The following is a 20,693-nucleotide window of genomic DNA, read 5'->3' as shown; positions in this document are numbered from 1 at the left end:
ATAAAGAAAGCGCGAATACAGGCAATAAAGATGTCGAAAATCGTCGGTTTCGTTGAACGTGCATGACTCTCACCTATGATTGGGGTTAATGGTTACTCTACCGCAAAGTATAGAGTTTTCAATATGAATAGAAGCTGAATACCGTTACTTCAATTCGTCCGAAAAAATCTTATCGCGTAACTTCCAAAATCGGCCACTTTTTCTCGCAATGATAAACGTAGGAAGACGGAAACGATGCTGATTATTGACGATTTTAGTTGGTGATGTGGCGTCAAATTCGCGGTGTTTATCGGCGAGATGCGGTCGTACAAACTTCGCCAAAAATAACGCTTTTTGTTTTTTGGTATTGAGGGACCAGAATTCGCTCACTTGAGCGTCGTTCTCACCAATGTAGGCAATGCGTAGGCTATTTTTTCCTTTGTCATCTTTATGAACAGAAAGCTGCATGTCGACACATTCAAATACTAAGGCATCTTTAAGGCTAAGTGCCTCTTTTAGTTTTTTGTCTGGATCAACCAGTGTGGCATCGCATTCATGACAAATTCGCGCGGCAATGTCGTTGTCAGCGCCACATTCATTGCAATACTTAGCCCTAAAGCGATAGTTGCAGTGTTCGCGTTCTTTGGTTTCTTCGTCGGTGAAGTAGCCTTGGCATTTACGGCCAAAATGCTCAAGCAAGAAGCCGTTAGCATCCAATTTCCCCCAAAAGTTATTGTTAAACCCACAGGCAGGGCAAGGGATGGTAATTATTTCAGAGTCGCTATCGGGTTTAGGGTTGCCAATTTCCGGTTGATATAAATCGTAGGTATTACTCAGCATAATCTAGAACTAAACACTCGGTTTTTCCTTCAGAGAGCCTTAGCCCGCGACCAACAATTTGTTGATATAAACCGACAGATTCGGTTGGTCTAAGAATCGCAATGAGGTCAACATGGGGAGCATCGAAGCCCGTGGTTAACACAGAAACATTCACCAAATATTTAAGCCGTTTTTCTTTGAAGTCATTGATGATGCTGTCTCGCTCGGGAGTTGGTGTATCACCAATCACAATTTGGCTGCCTTGCTTAGGTAGAAGCGATAGGATTTCTTGCGCGTGACGAACCGTGGCGGCAAAGATCATGATGCCTTGCTTATCTTCACTGTAACGAATAATTTGCTCGATAATCTGTGGCGTCGCGCGTTTAGATTGTTCGATAACTAAGTCAAGTTCCGATTCTTTGTATTTCCCCATGCTCGTAGGCTTGAGTTGTGAGAAGTCGTAGCTTAGCACGGGCGCATCAATGAGTTTGGCGGGCGTTAAAAACCCTTCATCAAGCAAGTACTGAATAGGAAGCTCGAATATACAATCTTTAAAGAAGCGAGGTTCGTCGCTACGTACTAAGCCCTTGGTATGGTATTGATAAATCCAACCCACGCCAAGCCGATAGGGGGTAGCAGTAAGACCGAGAATTTTGATGCCGGGATTAATTTCACTTAAATGCGTAATGACTTTTTGGTAGCTAGAGGTTTTTACTTCAGGGACACGGTGACATTCATCAATCACCAATAGTGAAAATTGGTTGGCAAAGTGTTCAAGGTTTCGAACAACAGATTGAACGGAAGCAAAGACCACTTGCTCTGAGGTTTCTTTTCGTCCTAATCCGGCAGAAAAAATGGATCCGGTGAGTCCATAGCCTTCATATTTGGCGTGATTTTGTTCGACTAACTCTTTGACGTGCGCCAGCACCAACACACGCCCACGAGCTAATCGAGCCAAGTCAGCGATAACGAGGCTTTTTCCGGCTCCAGTGGGTAAGACAATGACCGCTGGCGTGTCGTTTTTGCGAAAATAATGCACGACCGCTTTTACGGAGTCGGCTTGATATGGACGAAGTGTGTACATATGAGTGAGTTTGACTCTACATCTGAATGAAAAGCCCATATAATAGCGAACTTAACCAGATTGAGGTATTCATGCGTTTAGATAAATTTTTGTGTGATTCGCTAGGTGTCACCCGTAGAGAGGCAACCATCCTTTTACGCAAAGGGGAAGTGACCGTTAACGGCGAGAAAAAAAGAGTGGTTCCGTTAAGGTTACTGAGCAGTGCTGCGTCGAGTGGCAAGAGCGTGAAATTACGGTTACAGGCCCTCGTTACATTATGCTCTACAAGCCTGAAGGGTTTGTGTGTTCTCATGAAGATGGATCAAATCAAACGGCCTTTGAGCTGCTTGATGAAATTAAAATGGACGCGCTACATTTTGCTGGGCGTTTAGATGTGGATACCACCGGCCTTGTTCTGATTACAGATGACGGTCAATGGTCACATAGAATTACTTCACCAAAACACAAATGCGAAAAAACCTATCGCGTGTGGCTTGATGAGCCAGTTGAAGAGGATTATGTCGAGAAGTTTAAAGAAGGCATTCAGCTTCGCAGTGAAAAAGGACTAACGTTACCTGCTCACTTAGAAGTGAGAGCAGAAAAAGAAGTGCTGCTAACGATTCATGAAGGTAAATATCATCAGGTGAAGCGTATGTTTGCTGCGCTTGGCAATAAAGTAGAAGCCCTGCACCGTGAACGAATTGGTGAAATTGAGTTGGATGAAGAGTTAGAGCTTGGTGAGTATCGTTACCTGACTCAAGAAGAAGTGGACTCAATCTGGAAAAAGTAACAAACGAGAATGTGTTGTTGCTGCAATGAATTCGTCCTTCCTATCATTGTAGCGTTCGTAATAAGTGTTATGCCTTTTCATGAGTATGGCACTTATTATATTGTTAGTATCTGCATGTAATGACTTGCTGCTACCCACGGGTAACCCATAGCACTAGAGTAAACCTCTATAACAGATAACAACAAATAACAGATAACAACAAATGGTTAACTCAATTCGGAGTGATTGAGTTGTTGAGTGTATTTGACAGCAAGGAGTGCTGAAAAATAACGCCATAACCTAGGAGCTATATGAGTTCTGAATCGCGATCGTCCCCCGAAACACCTCAATTGGGCTTACTATTATTTTTAGTATTAGGCGCAATAGGGGCGTTGACACCACTCGCCATCGATATGTACTTACCTGCGATGCCTGCTATTGCCAAAGATTTTGGCGTTAATGCTGGTGCAGTACAAATCACGCTAACGGTCTACACTGCCTGGCTTTGCCCTTGGTCAGCTTTTACATGGTCCACTGGCCGACAGTTTTGGTCGTAGACCGATTTTGCTGTTTGGGGTGTTCTTTTTTGGTATTGCTTCTGCGGTGAGCGCGACAACAACGAGTATCGAGTCGCTGACGTTAGTGCGAACGGCGCAAGGATTTGCTGGAGCCGCTGCTGCCGTTATTATTCAAGCCATTGTGAGAGACATGTTCGACAAAGAAGACTTTGCTCGCACTATGTCGTTTGTCACATTGGTGATTACCTTAGCGCCGTTAGTCGCGCCAATGATAGGCGGTCATTTGGCGATTTGGTTTGGCTGGCGCTCGATCTTTTGGTTGCTAACGGCATTCTCGGTCGTCGTTATTGCTGCGGTACTATGGAAAATCCCAGAAACGCTAGCACCGGAAAATCGTCAACCTTTACGATTTAGAACTACCCTTAAAAATTATGCCCGCTTGTGTAAAAACCCAGTGGCTATGGGGTTAATGTTTTCCGGCGCCTTTTCATTTGCTGGTATGTTTGCCTTTTTGACCGCAGGTTCCTTCGTTTACATCGATATTTACGGAGTCACGCCAGATCAATTTGGCTATTTGTTCGGTTTGAACATCGTGACGATGATCATTATGACTAGTATTAATGGTCGTTTGGTTAAAAAAGTGGGGCTTCATGGCATGCTAAAGTTTGGTCTAAGCGTGCAACTGTTTGCCGGACTAGGATTATTAGCAAGTGGCTTTTTGGATTTGGGTATCTGGGGAATTGTGCCATTTGTGATGCTATTTATTGGGACGTTGTCTACGATTGGTAGTAACTCTATGGGGCTGTTGCTTAGTGGCTACCCAACGATGGCAGGCACCGCTTCTTCCCTCGCAGGAACGTTGAGATTTGGTACTGGTTCGGTGGTAGGCGCAATTGTTGCGACGCTCCCAGCAGGAACAGTTTGGCCAATGATTGTATTAATGACCATTTGTTCGGTATTATCCGCTAAGCTTATATTGGACACTAGGAAAAAAAGCATAATGTCTGAGTATTATTCAGAAATTCAAAACGTAGTAAACAGTGCACTTGAAGAACTCACTCAAGGGCATCAAAGTGGAAAGGTCATTGATTCACCAACGTCAAACAACCTGTTTTTACTACGTTGGGTCACGAAAAGTATTAAATCGCAGCGTTTTCATAAAGTGGTTGCGCCAGATATCATTCGTTGGCAAAAAATGGGGCGCTCTAAAGGCAATGATGCCATGTTAGAGTCTACTTTTCGTCGTATAGCCGCTTACTACAGTGAATTTTTTGGCAGCGAAACTAAAGTCGTCACTGACGCGATGATCGAAGCGTTCCTAGAGCAAATGGAGCAGGCGGATTGGGGCGTCACTACATCAGAAATCCTAACGGATGGAAGTAAGGTGCAATTCTTTACCGACGGTCAAAACTCATTTGCCTTGTGCGCAAATCAGTGTGATGACTGCTTTGATGGTGAGAAATTAGTTAAACCGATGAGTTGGTTTGTTCGTGGCAATCATGCTGAGTTTATTACTAAAGCGTATGAAGCGGGCTTTATGCTGCACAAACGTACCGATTACAAATCCAAGGTTAAATACCATGGCGAATACTTGGTGTATCCAATGAACCAAGGGCCTCAATTGGTCGAGATCCCTTTGTCTTTTGTCGCCAAATAATACGGTTAGAATGACACTATAATTATACACAATGGTTAAAAAGGTGCGCTCAAGCCTATCTGTTGTGAATACAAAGGCCTAGCGACTTCGCTAGGCCTTTGTTGTAAATGGCGTCTGCATGACCGTTAACGGCTGAGTCGTGGTTCAAATCCTCCCCAGCATGTGAAGGGTAAGGCAGGGTGTCAAGCAACCCGCTGTTGGTTGTAGGTCGTAACCGGAGTAATTAGGCGATAGCCAATATCAACTTTGATCACTTCTTTTGCCACGATGGCTTGACTAATATAACGCCCTACGGTGTTGCGAGACATATTCAGTAATGATGCCAGCGTGCTGATGTTCAATGGGATTGAGCCATCACTGGTCACATCGGTAATGGCTTGCATCGCGAGTTGTATTTTTAATTGCGTGTTCTTTTCTCCACGAAGCCGAAACAGCGTTAAACAAAATCGTTGTTTTTTTGCTAATGATAGATTGAGCATTTTTGAAAACGCACAGCACGTGTCTAATAGTGTTTCGACCACAGGAAAAGGCAGTGTTAAGACTTTACAGTCCGTCATCGCTTGAATGTCAGATTGAGTACTTTGCCCCAATATCAGTGGGACATCATTAATCACAATACCCGGCGTAATCAGGTTATAACTCAGTGTGGTTCCTTCATCGATGGTGGGACAGAACCCAAGCACGCCTCGTAAGGGAACAATAATTTCATTGGTTGGCTGATCCTGAAAGCATAGAAACTTACCTTTTGGAATCGTCACCACTAGACCTTTCTCTATTAGCTTGTCTGCTAATGCTCTTGTTGCGTGATAGTGGCTTTGAAGGGCATGTTGAACGTTCATTAACGGCCTTTGATCTGGTCATTGCCTATAGCCTATATCTTAGGAAAGGCTGATAGCCCTATAGGGCGGGTGTGCTGTGATTATAATTCGTTGATACAGTGAGATGTATCGAGTTGTGGTTATATGAAATATAACCACAACTTATGTATTGTGGAGCTTGATTGACGTTGATCACACGAAAACGAAATGCTTACGGATTTTATGGTTATTTAGTTATGTTGCACTGAGAGTGCAAAGTGGTAGGGGGTTTTTGGCTAGGATGGGCGCAATTTTAATAATTGAGTCCCCATCGATGAAAAAAACAATTTAACCATCGCGTTACTCGCTGTATTTTCCTCTTCTTCATTTGCAGGGGGCATCTTGCTTCATGAAGTGGCGACGTTTGATAGTGTCTCTTCTGCTGGTGTGGGGAACGTTTCTAACCGTATTGATGCTAGCGCCGCCATTACGAGCCCTGCGGGGTTAACGGCGATAACCGAGTCTAGTTTGTCTGTAGGGGCTCAATACCTAGATGCCTACACTGAGCACAATGGTAAAAATGAGGGTGGTGACTCCCTTTCTAGCAATGGTAAAACTCGCTCATTGGTCCCGAGCCTAGCGTACGCTCAGCGTGTCAATGACAGTTGGGTGCTGGGTGCCTCGCTACATGGCGATGGCGGTCTAGGTATGGATTACACTGGCGGACTAATTGGCTATGAACAGATTAATTCCATCTCACAAGAGGCGTTAAATCTACACCTTTCCGCAGGCTATCAAGCTAGCGATAATTTGTCGCTAGGTGGGGCTGTGGTGGTTCAGCATTTGATGACCTCTATCGACTCTACTGCCAATGCTCACATTGACAATGAAGGTAATTCAACCGCGGCAAGCTTTATGTTGTCTGCCATGTACGATCTTTCTGAGTCGACTTTCTTGTCGGCCAACTATAAGCACCGTGTTAAGCATGATTTGAGTGATATTGGCGTACCCAGCTTAGACGCATATTTAGATTCAGCAACGTGGCCCTCGCGATTTGACTTAGGTGTACAGCACAAAATTTCTGAACAACTGACGTTTAAAGCCATGACTGGTGTAGAGCTGTGGTCTGATTTCGATGATAAAGCCAATGATGTGTACAGCGTCGGTACTGCGTTAGCGTATTCTCAAAGTGACTGGACCTACCAAGCGGGTTTACGTTACGACTCGAAAATGTATGACGTTGAAAATATGACGCCTGCTTTGCCGATAGGCCCTAATTGGTCATTAGGTCTTGGGGCTGAGAAAACTCGTTCCAACGGTGACCGTATTGGTATTGCCTATCAATACCGCCATTTGGGTACGCAAGATGTTAATTATAGTGTCGCAGGGACTGAATATTTTACAGGCAGTGTAGATACCAATCGAATTCACGTTATTAGCGTCAGTTACGCGTACTAGTCGATAAAGCACTGTAGACAGGATTCAAGAGAGAATCTGTTAACGGTAAAGCCCTTCACTGAGTGAGGGGCGTTTTTGTTTTTGTACCAAGGTATATGAGAAAGAAATCTGTAATGAGAGAAAAATCAGCGCTCCATAATGTGACGTTTGTGTTCCGCTATATGCTTAAAACTGTTGGGTTTGGCGTGGTGTTCGCCTTGCTGGTTGCAACTGGTGTATCTGCGGATGAAAAACACCACGAAGATCCGACCAAAATTGTCACCAAAGTGGGGGCGGGGTATTCAGACTCTTCGTTTGTTTCAGGTTCCATTGGTTTAGATGACGCGAGAATGCTTAATGCTCGCTATAACGAAACCGTATGAGTGGAGATTGGGTGGATCGTGGTTATTTGAGTTAGGAATCGTCAATTTTAATTTCAGCCGTACCGACTATGAGCACGAGAGCTATAGAAACAATTACAGTATAGGGACATACATACCGCTGAGTTATTTTGATATTGCTCCTGCGGGATGGATGCTTTTTCCTATGGCTGGCTATAGTTATAACGATGGGGAAATGGCAGTACCGTCAGAAGAGGTTGAAAATGAATTTGTGCTCATGCGTAGCCAAACACATGGCGCGTACTTAGGGATGTTTGGTGTTCGTCCTATTGAGGACTCAGATTGGAGTGTGCTGAGCTTTGCTGGTGGTTCGATGGGTTCGAACAACTATCGCAGTTACTGGGGTGGATTGGGACTCAGTTATAAGCTTAGCCGTCATACCTCGTTTAACTTCTTTGGCGTGTTAGCCGAAGACGATTATGGCACTAATAATAAGCTGGCAGGGTCGGTAAGTTACGAATTTTAGTCGTTTAAAAGGAACGGCGGTTTATGATGATTAATAAACGCCGCCGTTCCTTTGTTTGCTTATTGAACTTAGTCTTACTGAGTTTAGTGCTTATTGTCGTTATTGCTTATTGTCGTTATTGCTTATTGACGTTATTGTTTATTGACGTTATTGCTTAATAAGTTGCAGTCCAACTGGCAGTGCGTCACCGAATACCCGTTTGGAATCGGATTCAGATAAGGTTTGAATCTCAGAAACTAACGATAGCCAGCTATCTGGTGCTTTACTTTGGCGAAGCTTGGTTAACACTTGTTCGCGATAGTCGTCTGCGATGTCGAGCGAGCGATCGCCAGTTTTACGGCACATTAAAACACAAGCAAAACCAATCATTGACTCTTTTGACCAATCGAGCGCAAGCAATTTTGGTAACCATTGCTCAACTTGTTCTCTGGCAATAACATTGTGTTGGCTGCCATAGAGCGGTGTGCGTGAACCCAAGCGACCCAATGCCCAACAGTGAGCTTGCAAGAACTGTGGTTGGTTAATGATCTTACTTAAATACCAACTGGCCAGTAGCACTTTGTCATCCACATAGAGGTTTTCTAAACTTGCGGATAAACGAACCATGGCTTCATAGCCCTTATCCTTAGCGGTTTGGAACGACTTAGCATTTTTCATGGCTCCAGGGTGGAGATATTTTGCTATATCACTCAGGATAACTTCTTGTTGTTCTTCATTCAGTCCTCCAGAAACACGGCGCCAGAAGACCCACCAATCACTCCAACCTTGGTTATTTTGGAACTGGATCCCTTGTTGATAAACGCCCCATAGTTGCTCCATGCGCCAAGAGTCTGTCGCGTCCCCAAAGCCAGGGCGCATGCAAAAACCCGTCAGACGTAACCAGTTTTTCTCATGTTGTTCAGAGCGGCGGCGACGCTTACGACCAAGAGTAAAGGTATCGACTAGTGAACGAAGAGAGTGGAAGTCCCACGCTTCTTTCTTACCCAGTTTCTTTTCTAGTTCTTTGCCTAGCGTTTTTATTTCTTTGGTGTCGGCACTATTTTTATTGCCACTGTAGAGTCGAGAAACCAGCGCTTGAGAAGCTTCTAACCCCGGGTGAGCATTGACTTGCTCCTGATCGGCTTGCTTATTGCGTACTTCAAACTCAAGCTCCCATCGCTGTTGTTCATCGCTGACGCTAACACACTCAACTTTAAGCGTCCCCACTTCTGTGAGTTGGCAGGCAAGCTGAACTTCAACCCGCTGCTTTTGGTTTTCTGCAAGAGTGATATTGTCACCCTGTAACGTATTAATGTAGGGCGGAAGCGGTGAAAACTGGTCAGGGTCAATGTTGACCAAAATACCATTTTGGACTTTTTGATGCTGCCCAAAGAAATCATGGGTTGAGGTTAGCAGGTTAAACCTTACTGGCTCTCCCAAAGTCAGCGAGAATCGGCGGCCAGAAAGACGGATTTCTTGTCCTTCATCGGTGCCTTTAGCGAGCAAACACAGAGCTTGCCCGGATTTGTTTTTTTCTTGTAAGTGTAGAAAGTAAGAGCGAGCGCTGCCGCCGCCGATCTTGAGCTGTGCACCGCGTCGAGCTTTCGCAAATGCCACCGCACCAAGAGCAACAGACCAATCGGGGTGGGGGTTATTGAGCAACGTGATTGGAGCGCCTTTCCAGCCCTCAATAAGATCAACCATTCTTCTGGTGATCAGTGGGCTGTTAAATACGCCCCCATTTAATAAGATCCCAACTGGAATTGCCGGGTCACGACCGTCGCGCAATGCTTCTTTAGCCACTTCTTGGTGAAGGTGCAAGAATTCAGAAACGTGTTTACTCACGGCTGGGTCGGCGACATAAGGTAAGCCAAACTCGACCACGGCACTGCGTTTTTTATCAGGAAGCTCACCAAATGACGTGGTAGGGAAAAATCCATCTAAAGCAATACGATGGACCTCTTCCTTGTTAATAGCGACGCTTTTTGTGCCACCAATCAGACGTGATCCGCTGCCGAGCATGGTGATTTTCATTTCTTCAGGCGCGGAGTCAGACAGTAAGGTTTCTTTGGCCTTCCGGGTTTGTTGAATGAGCTTGGTCAAACTGGCCGCATTGAGTTTTTTACTTTGATTGAATCGTTGCTCTGCCATATGGGCGAGGGCGAGGTCAAGATTGTCTCCCCCCAGCATTAGGTGTTCGCCAACGCCAATCCTGTTCAGTTGTAGATTGTCATCCTCATCATGTTTAGCTTCAATGAGACTTAAATCGGTGGTACCACCGCCGACATCGCACACCAGCATAAGGGGTATTTGCGCGAGTTCTTGGGAAGCCGTTTCTTTATGTCTCGAATACCAGTCGTAACACACGGCTTGAGGCTCTTCGAGCAAGTGAACGCGTGGTAGACCCGCACGTTTTGCCGCATCTAACGTGAGTTTTCGCGCAGTTTCATCGAATGAAGCAGGGACGGTGATGACGACATCTTGATCTTCTAATTTATTGTAGTGATGACGATGGTTCCATGCTTGACGAATGTGGTTGAGGTAACTGGCGCTGGCAATAACCAGCTGAGACTTTTTCCACATCTGGAGCGCCTGCCCAAGGTAAAATATCGTCTTCGCGGTCAACGCCTTGATGTGACAGCCAGCTCTTAGCGCTGGAGACTTGGCGTCCCTCGACTTTAGCACCAAGTTCACGTGCCCATTCACCAATGATGACTCTAGCAAGATCGCCAGAGACGGTTGAGTGTTCCCAAGGCAGAGTTAAGTCGGCATCAGATATTTGTTGTAATGCAGGATGATAGCGAAAAGACGGCAGGAGTGGCTTTCTCACGACCTCTCCTGGCCCCACCAGCTGGTCGATTTCAAACAGTTCTACAGGGGCGTTCGATAGGTCATCTTGAATTTCACAAAACGCGACAACGGTATTGGTTGTACCTAAATCGATACCGACTAAATATTGAGAAGAGGCCATGATACGCTCCAATCAGGTAAGGAGAAGAGACAAACGGCACTAAAAAGTGCCGTTTGAAATAGAGGTTTATCAGAATACAAATCTGTTCAGCCTAACACTAAACATCTTCGCGCACGTCAAACTCGACATGCCATTTCTGACCGTTATCTGATGCGATTGCTTCGAGATATAACGTTCCTAACTCGGTAACTCGAGAAGATAGGGTAACAGGTACGACTTCGCCACTGCTTCTCCCTTCTGATACTGGCAGAGTGACTTGAATTTCAGGTAGCTCTTCTAACTCTTCTGGTTTCCAGTAATCAAGATGCAAGCCAGCATCGTCCTCACGACGTATTGTCGAACCAAAGAATTGGAAGTGAACGGGTTGTCCGATCACTAAACCAAACTCTTGGCTTGGTACGTCGACACTGCTGCCTTCTTCCATACCAAATGGAGCAACACAAAGCGCTTCCATTGGTGGAGCCATGCCAGGAATAGCAGGCATCGCGCTCTCAATACCAATGTAGTAGCTGGATGCGATACCACCACGAATACGAACGCCTTGTCCACGACGAACACTGCCATAGTAAGCTGCGCCACTTGCAACAGCTAGGTCTAAGTCGAGCCCAGTTAACATTTTAGCCGAACTTGCATTAGCAGAGGTCAACCAACTATTAATCGTACTAAAGAGACGGTCTGACAACAGAGACGACTTAAGTACGCCACCATTGAATAACACGGCAGTAGGCTTGATAAACTCAGGTTCTGCTGGCATGCCAGGCATACTCGGCAAACGCTTGATCCGCAGCGTTGCTCTGACGACTTAAAAATGCAGCAATGTGGCGAGTAACGGCGGCATCTTGCGCGTAGGGCAAGCCCATTTGCGTCAATGCGCCACGAGAGCGTTGCACAGGGTGCTCTTGAATACCCACCTGTGGGAAGAAGCCATCCACGAGAGTTTGCTGCACTTCTTGTTGAGTCAGTTCGGTTTTTAATGTTGCGCCAAGCAGTTTAGAGCCACGGCTAGGAACAACAATCGGTACCGATTGAAGCTCTGCATCGTTAAGTAGGGCTTCTTTGGCATCACGACAAGCGTGCGTCATCGCTTGAACTTGCCAAGGCTGTAACTCTTTGCCATCTTGCGCAAGCTTCATCTTAAGGCGATAAGCTAAAGCGAGATCCATATTGTCACCGCCAAGCAAGATATGCTCACCGACCGCGACACGCTCTAAGTTCAAGTTACCGTCGTTTTCTGTTACGGCAACCAATGATAAATCGGTAGTACCACCACCCACATCAACCACTAATACAATGTCGCCGACTTCAACTTCATCACGCCATGCGTCATTGCTATTATCAATCCAGCTATAAAGTGCCGCTTGTGGCTCTTCAAGAAGCGTTAAATGCATTAGGCCAACATTACGAGCCGCTTCAGCGGTAAGATCGCGAGCGGCTGGGTCGAATGATGCAGGCACCGTGATCGTCACGTCCTGCTCTTCTAGCAAAGCCTCAGGGTGGGCATGGTTCCAAGTATTTTTAAGGTGCTCAAGGTACAGTTCGGTGACACGTAAAGGTGACACTTTTGTCACTTCTTCTGGGCTACCTTGTGGCAAAAAGTCTTCGCGGCGATTCACACCACCGTGGCAAAGCCAAGATTTTGCACTGGCGACCAAACGGATCGGTGTTTTTGATCCAAGGTTACGGGCAATGGCGCCGACAAGCGCGCTTGGGTGCTCTGTCCAAGGAAGCGTTCTTGAACCATGACCGAGCTCATGCTCATGCGGTTGATACAAGAATGAACCTAATTGGTTTAAATTCTCAACGGTACCCGGAGAGGTTAATTGAGGAATCGCCATCACTTCAACGGAGGCATTTTCATCTTGTGCGTCAACAAATGACATGACGCAATGTGTGGTACCAAGGTCGATACCAACACTGTACTTAGCGTTGTGATCCATTATAGTTCTACCTCAGCATAGGTGCGATAATCGACGCATCGTAGTTTTCTGAAAGTTTCGGTAGGTTAACGTTATCTGCTTTCCAACCTTTATGAACGAGGATACCAGAGAATGGTGCTGAGCCCGTCACGTTGCCAGTTAGACGAATCGCTTGCGGATTAAAGCCTTCTTCAATTGTTAAGCGAGATTCTTCGTCTTCACTGCGAATAGGAGAAAGGACAAAGTAATCACCAATCACTTTTTTACCGCCAGAGTGAACAACACGTGCTGCTGCACCCACTTCTTCATCAGAGAAGGACGTAAGGTCTTCTTGTAAGAAGTCGATAATGCGCGCTTCTTGCTGCATGAGAGAAAGTAACTGCATAGCAGAATCTGTTGATGCAGTAGCAAGCTTGGATTCAACTTCTACTACTTTCTCAACCACTTTTTCGACTTCTACAATTTTCTCAACTTCAACGATTTTCTCTACAGGTTTTTCAACCTCAATAATCTTTTCGATAGGTTTCTCTACCACTTTTTCAACAACTTTGCTTTTGCGTGAAACGGCAATAGCGAGTAACAAAACGCTCGATGCGGCGAGGCCTGCATGCAGCATGTCGAAGGTGGTAGGAATAACATTTAGATCGAAGGTCATAGGGGATTCTCTATGTGTCTGTCATTAGTTGCTAACTTTGGGGCGAAGTCTAGCATAATCAAGGCTCTTAGCGCGATGGTTTCGCAATAATGTCATTTGAAAGTGAGTTTGTTGGTGAAGATTACAGCAGATAGTTGTGTTTTATTAATTTTAAGTGATCTTTGCTGTTTTTTTGCACGCAAATATTAGGGGCGACAAAAAACTGATGTAAAATCCGATGCATAGACTAGAAGTCTACGTCGGGAAAATGGCGCATATTTTTAGTTTTGAGTGGTATTGTTATGAAAATAACGACACTGACATCAGAAAAAACAGATCCTAAATCTGAAAACAATAAAAGAGTCAGTAATGCAGTACGTCAGAATGGGCAAAGGATTAAACAGGGAAGACCGTGGTGTAAAACGGTATTCAGTGGTCGTGTTTTCTATAGGGATTGCGATTACAATTTTTATTACGCATCTTGTATATAAAGGACAGCAGCAATTATCCAAATCTAACTTCGACTTTTTGGTGCAGAATCAGGCGGAGAATATAAAAGAACTCGTTATGTTAGACGTGAGTTTAATCGGCTCCGGTGCGGGCTTTTATCATGCGACTTCGCCAGATTCGTGGAACAGCTTTTCATCGTTTGCTCGACCCATTATAGCGGGCTCAAGTAGCTTGATCGCTATGCAATGGATGAAAAAGGTTTACCCAGAACAGATTGATTCACATGTTGCTAGGGTAAAGGAGCACTTTCCCAATTACGAAATTTATACGGTGCCGAAAGATCAACCAGTGACGATGGGCTACATTCTAGACAATGATGAGCCGATTTATGTTGCCAGTGATATCTACCCAGTTAATACCGCAAATCTTCGGGCGTTAGGGTATTACTCTTCGAGAGAGCGAGTTCGTCGTGTTATTACCAACACCATTAAAACAGGTCAACCAAGCTTATCTGATAAAATTCGGTTATTGCAGGATGGTTTTGACCGTTCGCTTCCAAAGCAGGGAATGTTGGTTTACCACCCTGTGTTTGAGCCTGGACGGAAAGAGTTACGGGGTGTAGTCATTGGCGTGATTCGCACCACGGCTTATTTTCAACAAATTGTTGCAAGGACCGCAATTGGTCAAGCGGTGGGCATTCAAGTCGTCGACATGGGGTTTGATGCTGAAGATGACCCTATTATGTATCGTAACCAATCATGGGACAGCATCAATGGCGACGTGGATGCTGTCGTCATCGATTTATATGACCGACAATGGAGTATTGAGTTTAAGCGTGGCAGTGGTATTTCCGCGAATGATTCATTTATCCTGTTGTGTGTTGCTTCTGGTGGCTTCATTATTTCGATGTTGCTTGGTTATGTCGTACAATTGATGCTGCGTGAACAACGTCGTTTGACCAAGTTGGTCAAACGGCGGACAAAGGATTTACAATATTTAGTTGAGCGGGATCCCCTGACAGAGGTCTATAATCGACGGGCGTTTAACCGTTTGGCCGAGTACCACATTGCGTGTCATAAGCCTTTTTCTCTCGCAATCATTGATGTCGATTCATTTAAACAAATTAACGATCAATACGGTCACGTGGTGGGTGATGAAATACTCATACAAGTGGCGGTTCACATTAAAGAGAACACGTATCCAGACGATATGTTATTCCGTCTTGGCGGGGATGAGTTTGCCGTGATTAGTCGTTGTATTGACTACGCGCCGTTGCAACGTTACCTAGACGGTATATGTGAGAGTGTTCGACTATTAGAATGGCCTGGTATCGATAAAACATTTAACTGCACATTAAGTATTGGTGCAGCGGTTTATCGAGGCGAGTCTTTGGAGAAGTTACTAAACCGTGCCGATGAACAACTTTATATCAGTAAAGAACAAGGGCGAGATAAAGCCAATATTGTTTGATTCTAAAGCAGTTAAACCAGGGGCTATCGAGCTTTAGGCGATTTTGCGCTACACTTCGAGCCGTTGTTTATTATAAAGCCTATATCATTATGAATTATAACCGAGTCGTTTGTTTTGACCTTGAAATGTGCTGCTGGAATGTGGACGGTGTAGGTACGACGGGTGAAATTATTGAAGTAGGGTTGGCTGAGATCGATCTTGTTACTCAGCAAGTGGTGAAGCGAGCGCAATACTACGTTAAACCAGAGAAGGACGAAGTGTCTTTGTTTTGTGCGGAACTGACCGAGTATCACACCGCGTAAAGTCGAGAAACAAGGCCGCCCCCTTGCTGCTGTTGTACAATCAATGGTAAAGAACTTTGGCGGCCCAAATAAGATTTATGCGGCATGGGGACGAGATGACCATATTTTGTTCAATGAATGTCGAGAAAAAGGCATTACGCCGCCATTCAAAGAGTTTGTTAACCTTGCCACACTTTATCGCATGCAAAATCGCTTAAAAGAAAAGCGCATCGGACACAAAGCGGCGCAAGAAGCAAAAGGAATTGAGTGGGAGGGGCGTCAGCACTCGGGTTACGTTGATGCCTATAATCTAGCAAAACTTGCGCTGACTATGCTGTAAGGCCTTCCTTCGGTTTTATGTAGAGAGCGGTTAGATTACAAAAAGCTTCAGGTAAACAGAGACGGCTTACCTGAAGCTGTTTATTGGTCTTTTCAACTAATGGTCTTTTCAACTAATTATTTATCGATGACTTGAATTTTCGCACGAATAAACTCACTATGATCGACGTAGAGCAGTTCGGCGACTTTACGAATCACCGCATCCTCTTGAGGGTCGATCACACCATCGGCATTCGCCACTTCCCACATTGCTTTAATCAGTTCAAAGCGTTTCTCTTGAGATAATTCACGTAACCCTGAAGTAAAGTCGTATAAAGAGACCGACTCTTTCACTTTCAGTTTCGCTTGTTCGATAAGCAAGTTGGTTTCTTCATCAGATAGCGCCAGTAGGCGAGAGATCAAAGAACGCTTCGCTTGCTCTTCTTGTTCATCAACTTGGTGATCGGCACTGGATACTTCACATAGCAATGATGCGATCGCAAGGTTGGGGCTGACCGTTTGATTTTGGGATAAGTCACTGCCTTCAATGAGCTGCTTGAATATAGAGGTGATGGACGTAAACATAGCGGTTCCTCTTTTGATGCCTAATCATAAATACTCTAATCACTAATACATAGTGGCGCTTACAAAAGAACTCAAGTGTAAAGCGCCAGAGAATGGATGTTATTTCGTTTTAGAGACGATTTTTGTTTCAGAGAAAGCTTGCGCGTTAGAGGCCGTTTCAGGGAAATGAGTTTCGCTTCCGTCACCATGTACGACGGATATTTCTTTTGGTTTTCCGTCTTTATTCAGTTTTAACCGCCCGATACCGCTGCGATTAACAAGGTGATGGCAGGCTGAAGGGCTAGGGTGTCGCTTAAACACTTTTAGTCGCTTTCGCTTAGTGAACCAGTTAAGCGGTGAACGAGGCGTGTACAACCAAGCATCAAGAGTAGCAAAGAGACTGAGTAGCGGTTCAGGAAACTCGTTTTTGATGCCACTACACGTGATCTGATAGATGTGAGAATCTGTTTCTCTGTAGCGAAGTGCGATGTCATACACGAAAGAATAGTGAACATCACCCGATAAAATGACGAAGTTTTTTGGTGTTTTTGAATGCGTGAAAATAGATAGCAAGGTGTTGGCGCTACCGGGATGCGCCATCCAGTTTTCCGCATCGATGACTAAGGGGTGACCCGCGATGGTGGCGAGTCGTTGCATGGTTTCAATAAACTTCACGCCAAACATAGGGGCGGCAGACACGACGATCACTGATTCCTGATTGAGTAATTCATGTTGGAATTCAACTAACGCTTCCCAGTCCATAAGACCTGACGGTTTATTTAGATTGGATTCTGAGCGCCATCGTCGGGTTCGAGTATCGAGTACGACGACTTTGGGGTGGCTATCGGTGGTAAAATGCCAGCGCTCATATCTAAAAAGCTGATAACTCACTTTTTCAAGGGCTTCGCAGTTAAATACTGCAGGGTTAGAGGTGTCTGTATTAAGGCTAGATTGATTAAGGCTAGATTGTGTTGGATCTGGGACAAACAGTGTCGCCAATGTGTCGTGCCAGTCTGCATGATAAATTTTAGGATCGTTACCCCAAGCCTGGCAAAGCAAGTAGGCTAGCATGCCATTGCCGATAATTTGCCTAGAAAATGGGTGCTCGTAAGCGGCTTTTTCCCATCCTACCGTTAGATTCCAGTCATCGGTAATATCATGGTCATCAAAAATCATGTAGGTAGGAATATGTGCTAATACACGCCTGACTCGTGATAAACCGTCAACGAACTTCAAGAGATGGTGCTTTTCTTTTTCCCATTGACGCTGAAAGCGTCGTGACAATGGTTGCCCGTTGACCTCGAAATTGGCTTCTTCTAACCGATTAATATTGATGTGTTTCCAAAGCTCTGGTGACCAAACTAATAAGTACATAGCAATAAACTCAGAGAAGGTTATAAGGTGGTTATAACAGTCTTTGGAGCTAAAAATGGCTTTAGAACTAGACTTGGACCAAAAAGATGACGATGGGGTATGAGGCAGTAAACCCTCTCTACCATAAAGCTGCTTGGGGTGCTGGTAAAGCTGTTGGCTATCGGCAATGTCACCTGAGCCTGAGAACGCTTCTCCCGGCAAATCGAGCAATGTGATGACTTGATGAATGGCATCAAGCATAGGACCAGCGACGTGGTCTGCGTAGATTTGGTCCCCATTGAGCAATAGCATATCGGGTTGTTCTTCAACTTGTCGATTGAGTTGCTCATCTATGGCTAGAAGGCTGTCGTTACTTGAGTGGTGCGGGTTTCGGCATGATCCGTGAAGAACGTGGTCTGCTTTAGTCGAGACCATGAACTCAATGTTATCGTGTGCGGCGTAGCGCAAATTGTTATCAATAACACTGTTACCGATATCGTCTAAGTAAACGTCGTAACTAAGACTTACATTGGGTTCGAGTTTGATAGGGATATGACACTGGATAATCCATAACTTTGAACTGACTTGATAGCTCTGTTCGTAGGAAACAGGGAAGTAGCGAGGATTTTTTTGCTTTAAGCAAATCACTAATCGTTTTGGGTTAACCGACGATGCCATCCATAATGAAAACTCATGTGGGTTAACTCGTCGTAAAATAGGACCCGCAACGAGCGGTGCAATTGGCTGTGCTTGAGTTTGATTTATCGTCATGCACAGACCTCGCTCGACGATAAATCTGTCGCGCTCGACCCTTCAAATGGCGTACTTTGGCTCTCTACCTCCATTGACTCTAACAATTCCACGAAGTCACTGCTGGAAAGCTCATGCCCCACTAGGAAAAAGCCCAATAGCGCATCGGCGGTGGCTGTGGAAGAGTCATTTTGGCCAAGGATATCTGTGATTCGTGAGCGCAATAAGTCAATTTCATGATCAACAAATCCGCGACCTTCGATTCCCTCTTCGCCTTCATCGGGCGCGTTATCGAATTCAAGGAATAAAAGGTCGTTGTCGAGTTCAGTGTGAATAAGTCGTTCAGGGAGCCACTTTTCACCAGTAACAACATGGCATTCTTTATCATCAGGCAAAGAATCGAGAACTTTTTTAAATTTGATACTTTCACGATTAGTCTAAATAGTGGAAACTATGCCTCCGATAACCTGTGGTGATTAATTAGCCGTTAAGCTACTCACAATTTCGTGACATATAAATTCAATAAAACTAATAATATAACAACTCTTCTTCTATGCGGTAGCGGTTGTTAGTATATTTGACATTTCGTTTGCCAAGCTTGGTGACGTGAATGCAGTTTGTTCAAGCGTAACCTACTCTATAGCACTAAATATTGCACAAAATTGATAATCCGGTTGGAGACACAGTAAGACATGATAAAGAAAAATCTCGCGTTGGGACTTGTTACTATTTTAGGTAGCACCACAGTAGCAAACGCAGCGCAAGAGGCAGAGTGGGGCATCGCAGCAGTTTGGCGTACAGCCAACATTCCGTTTGCGACACAAAGCCAAGACTCAACAGTCAGCACGTTCATTCCAATGATGTACTTTAAGAATGATTATGTCTTTCTCGATGGTATGACAGCGGGAGCGCATCTTTATAAAGCAGACGACAACCAATTCGAAGTGAACGCGATCTCACGATTACGCTTTATAGATATCCCTGCAGGTGAGCAAAATGCGGCTCGTGGCGATACTCTCGATTATGGTTTGCAACTACGTTATAACATCGATGACACGTGGCACCTTGATACCGAACTTATGACCGATTATGACTATAACAAACATGCGAATCTAAGATTGCAAGGTACGCTTGATTATGGTGATCTTGAACTTAAGCCGAATGTGACACTGCGTTATAAAGACTCTGGCTTTAATACTGAGTACTACGGTTCATACAATGGTCAAAGCCAAGATATCAACGGCGCTTTCGATTATGCAATGGGTGTTGATGCTAAGTATCACTTGGTTTCAAACCTTTATATGCTTGGTGCAACGAATATTCGTATGCTGGATAACTCGGCTTATCATTCCGATGTGATTAAAGAGCGCTTTGAAGGCGAGGTGTATTTAGGATTCGGTTTCTTTAACGAGAAGAAAAAATCGACTTCTAAAGCTAAACAGCACAGTCGTGATATCAGTACTAAACCGTATGTACGTGTCGCTCATGGTTATGCGTCGCCATCGGACATGGGGGATATTCTGACATTTAATGGGAAACGTGACCCGTATAACAACCAAGTGACGTCGGTTTTTTACGGTCATCCGCTGACAGATGAGTTGTTTGGTTTACCTCTTGATATCTATTTTAGCCCGGGTTATGCCCATCATTGGAGCTCGGAAGTACAAGATACGGGTAACGAATTTGTGGCATTAATTAAGGCTTACTATACATTCAACTGGCCTGTAAAAATGCGACTTGGTGTGGGTAATGGTGTGTCATATATCGACAATATTACCTATATTGAACAGCAAGAAATGGACAAGAAAGAAAAGACGGCAAGCCACGTGATGAATTACATTGACATCTCTTATGACGTCAACATAGGCTCTATCTTTAGAAAACCCGAATGGGAAAGCTTGTGGCTAGGTTACTCGTTGCATCACCGCAGTGCGATCTTTGAAGCATCATCGCAGTTCGGCCGAATCAAAGGCGGCAGCAACTATAGTACCGTTTATCTTCAGTACGATTTCTAACCTTTTGCTGTTGAAGCCGCGAGTTTGTGTTAAAACATGTGGCCTCTAAGCTTATAAGCCTCGCGAAAGCGGGGCTTTTTATTATG

General features: G+C 44.8%; 9 protein-coding genes and 8 pseudogenes. 9 read left to right on the top strand and 8 right to left on the bottom strand.

Going from position 1 to position 20,693, the window contains the following annotated elements:
- Nucleotides 1-144: 144 nt before the first annotated feature.
- Nucleotides 145-1,882: pseudogene (gene radD, locus AC0L66_RS10015) on the bottom strand (DNA repair helicase RadD).
- 71 nt (nucleotides 1,883-1,953) lie between these two features.
- On the opposite strand from radD, the pseudogene rsuA reads away from it, so the two are divergent.
- From rsuA to AC0L66_RS10000, 3 genes and pseudogenes are all read left to right on the top strand, one after another.
- Nucleotides 1,954-2,651 (top strand): annotated as a pseudogene (gene rsuA / locus AC0L66_RS10010) (16S rRNA pseudouridine(516) synthase RsuA).
- Nucleotides 2,652-2,941: 290 nt separating this feature from the next.
- Nucleotides 2,942-4,149: pseudogene (locus tag AC0L66_RS10005) on the top strand (Bcr/CflA family multidrug efflux MFS transporter).
- Nucleotides 4,149-4,805, top strand: a complete 657-nt coding sequence (locus tag AC0L66_RS10000; RefSeq protein ID WP_265677096.1) for a DUF2913 family protein — start codon at nucleotides 4,149-4,151, stop codon at nucleotides 4,803-4,805. The pseudogene AC0L66_RS10005 and the gene AC0L66_RS10000 overlap by 1 nt, the downstream one beginning before the upstream one ends.
- Before the next feature lie 182 nt (nucleotides 4,806-4,987).
- Here AC0L66_RS10000 and AC0L66_RS09995 read toward each other — a convergent pair whose 3' ends face one another.
- On the bottom strand, nucleotides 4,988-5,644 hold the full coding sequence (locus AC0L66_RS09995) for a Crp/Fnr family transcriptional regulator (RefSeq protein ID WP_265677097.1): 657 nt from the start codon (nucleotides 5,642-5,644) through the stop codon (nucleotides 4,988-4,990).
- A 288-nt stretch (nucleotides 5,645-5,932) separates the two neighbouring features.
- Between AC0L66_RS09995 and AC0L66_RS09990 the strand changes: the two genes are divergently transcribed.
- The 3 genes and pseudogenes from AC0L66_RS09990 to AC0L66_RS09980 all read left to right on the top strand — a co-directional run bounded on the left by AC0L66_RS09990 (nucleotide 5,933) and on the right by AC0L66_RS09980 (nucleotide 8,064).
- Nucleotides 5,933-7,060, top strand: coding sequence for an OmpP1/FadL family transporter (locus AC0L66_RS09990; RefSeq protein ID WP_473569217.1), 1,128 nt, complete (start codon nucleotides 5,933-5,935; stop codon nucleotides 7,058-7,060).
- A 161-nt stretch (nucleotides 7,061-7,221) separates the two neighbouring features.
- Nucleotides 7,222-7,906, top strand: a pseudogene (locus tag AC0L66_RS09985) (hypothetical protein).
- Nucleotides 7,907-7,929: 23 nt separating this feature from the next.
- Nucleotides 7,930-8,064 carry a hypothetical protein gene (locus tag AC0L66_RS09980; RefSeq protein WP_473567125.1) on the top strand — a complete coding sequence of 45 codons (135 nt, stop codon included), beginning with the start codon at nucleotides 7,930-7,932 and terminating at the stop codon, nucleotides 8,062-8,064.
- Here AC0L66_RS09980 and AC0L66_RS09975 read toward each other — a convergent pair.
- From AC0L66_RS09975 to AC0L66_RS09965, 3 pseudogenes are all read right to left on the bottom strand, one after another.
- Nucleotides 8,054-10,856 (bottom strand): annotated as a pseudogene (locus tag AC0L66_RS09975) (Hsp70 family protein). The gene AC0L66_RS09980 and the pseudogene AC0L66_RS09975 overlap by 11 nt on opposite strands.
- A gap of 97 nt (nucleotides 10,857-10,953) precedes the next feature.
- Nucleotides 10,954-12,793: pseudogene (locus AC0L66_RS09970) on the bottom strand (Hsp70 family protein).
- Nucleotides 12,793-13,427, bottom strand: a pseudogene (locus AC0L66_RS09965) (DUF2760 domain-containing protein). The pseudogenes AC0L66_RS09970 and AC0L66_RS09965 overlap by 1 nt, the downstream one beginning before the upstream one ends.
- A 348-nt stretch (nucleotides 13,428-13,775) precedes the next feature.
- On the opposite strand from AC0L66_RS09965, the gene AC0L66_RS09960 reads away from it, so the two are divergent.
- Nucleotides 13,776-15,326 (top strand): sensor domain-containing diguanylate cyclase, encoded by a 1,551-nt coding sequence (locus AC0L66_RS09960; protein WP_473567123.1) that lies wholly within the window; start codon nucleotides 13,776-13,778, stop codon nucleotides 15,324-15,326.
- Nucleotides 15,327-15,415: 89 nt separating this feature from the next.
- Nucleotides 15,416-15,947: pseudogene (locus AC0L66_RS09955) on the top strand (3'-5' exonuclease).
- A 116-nt stretch (nucleotides 15,948-16,063) separates the two neighbouring features.
- On the opposite strand, the gene AC0L66_RS09950 reads toward AC0L66_RS09955, so the two are convergent.
- From AC0L66_RS09950 to AC0L66_RS09940, 3 genes are all read right to left on the bottom strand, one after another.
- On the bottom strand, nucleotides 16,064-16,510 hold the full coding sequence (locus tag AC0L66_RS09950) for a tellurite resistance TerB family protein (protein WP_473567121.1): 447 nt from the start codon (nucleotides 16,508-16,510) through the stop codon (nucleotides 16,064-16,066).
- Between the two features lie 99 nt (nucleotides 16,511-16,609).
- The gene (locus AC0L66_RS09945; protein WP_473567120.1) at nucleotides 16,610-18,613 is read right to left on the bottom strand and encodes a metallophosphoesterase family protein; all 2,004 of its coding nucleotides are present in this window, start codon (nucleotides 18,611-18,613) and stop codon (nucleotides 16,610-16,612) included.
- A complete protein-coding gene (locus AC0L66_RS09940) occupies nucleotides 18,610-19,014 on the bottom strand; it encodes a VC1380 family protein (RefSeq protein WP_473569216.1) in 405 nt (134 codons plus the stop codon). The genes AC0L66_RS09945 and AC0L66_RS09940 overlap by 4 nt, the downstream gene beginning before the upstream one ends.
- A 270-nt stretch (nucleotides 19,015-19,284) precedes the next feature.
- Between AC0L66_RS09940 and AC0L66_RS09935 the strand changes: the two genes are divergently transcribed.
- Nucleotides 19,285-20,607: a MipA/OmpV family protein gene (locus tag AC0L66_RS09935; RefSeq protein WP_265677108.1), complete on the top strand. Its 1,323-nt coding sequence runs from the start codon at nucleotides 19,285-19,287 to the stop codon at nucleotides 20,605-20,607.
- Nucleotides 20,608-20,693: the final 86 nt, after the last annotated feature.

It is taken from the genome of Vibrio sp. GJ43-1, from assembly GCF_055808835.1.
The sequence above is the reverse complement of the archived record's forward strand: the minus strand, read 5'-3'. Positions and strand labels throughout refer to the sequence as shown.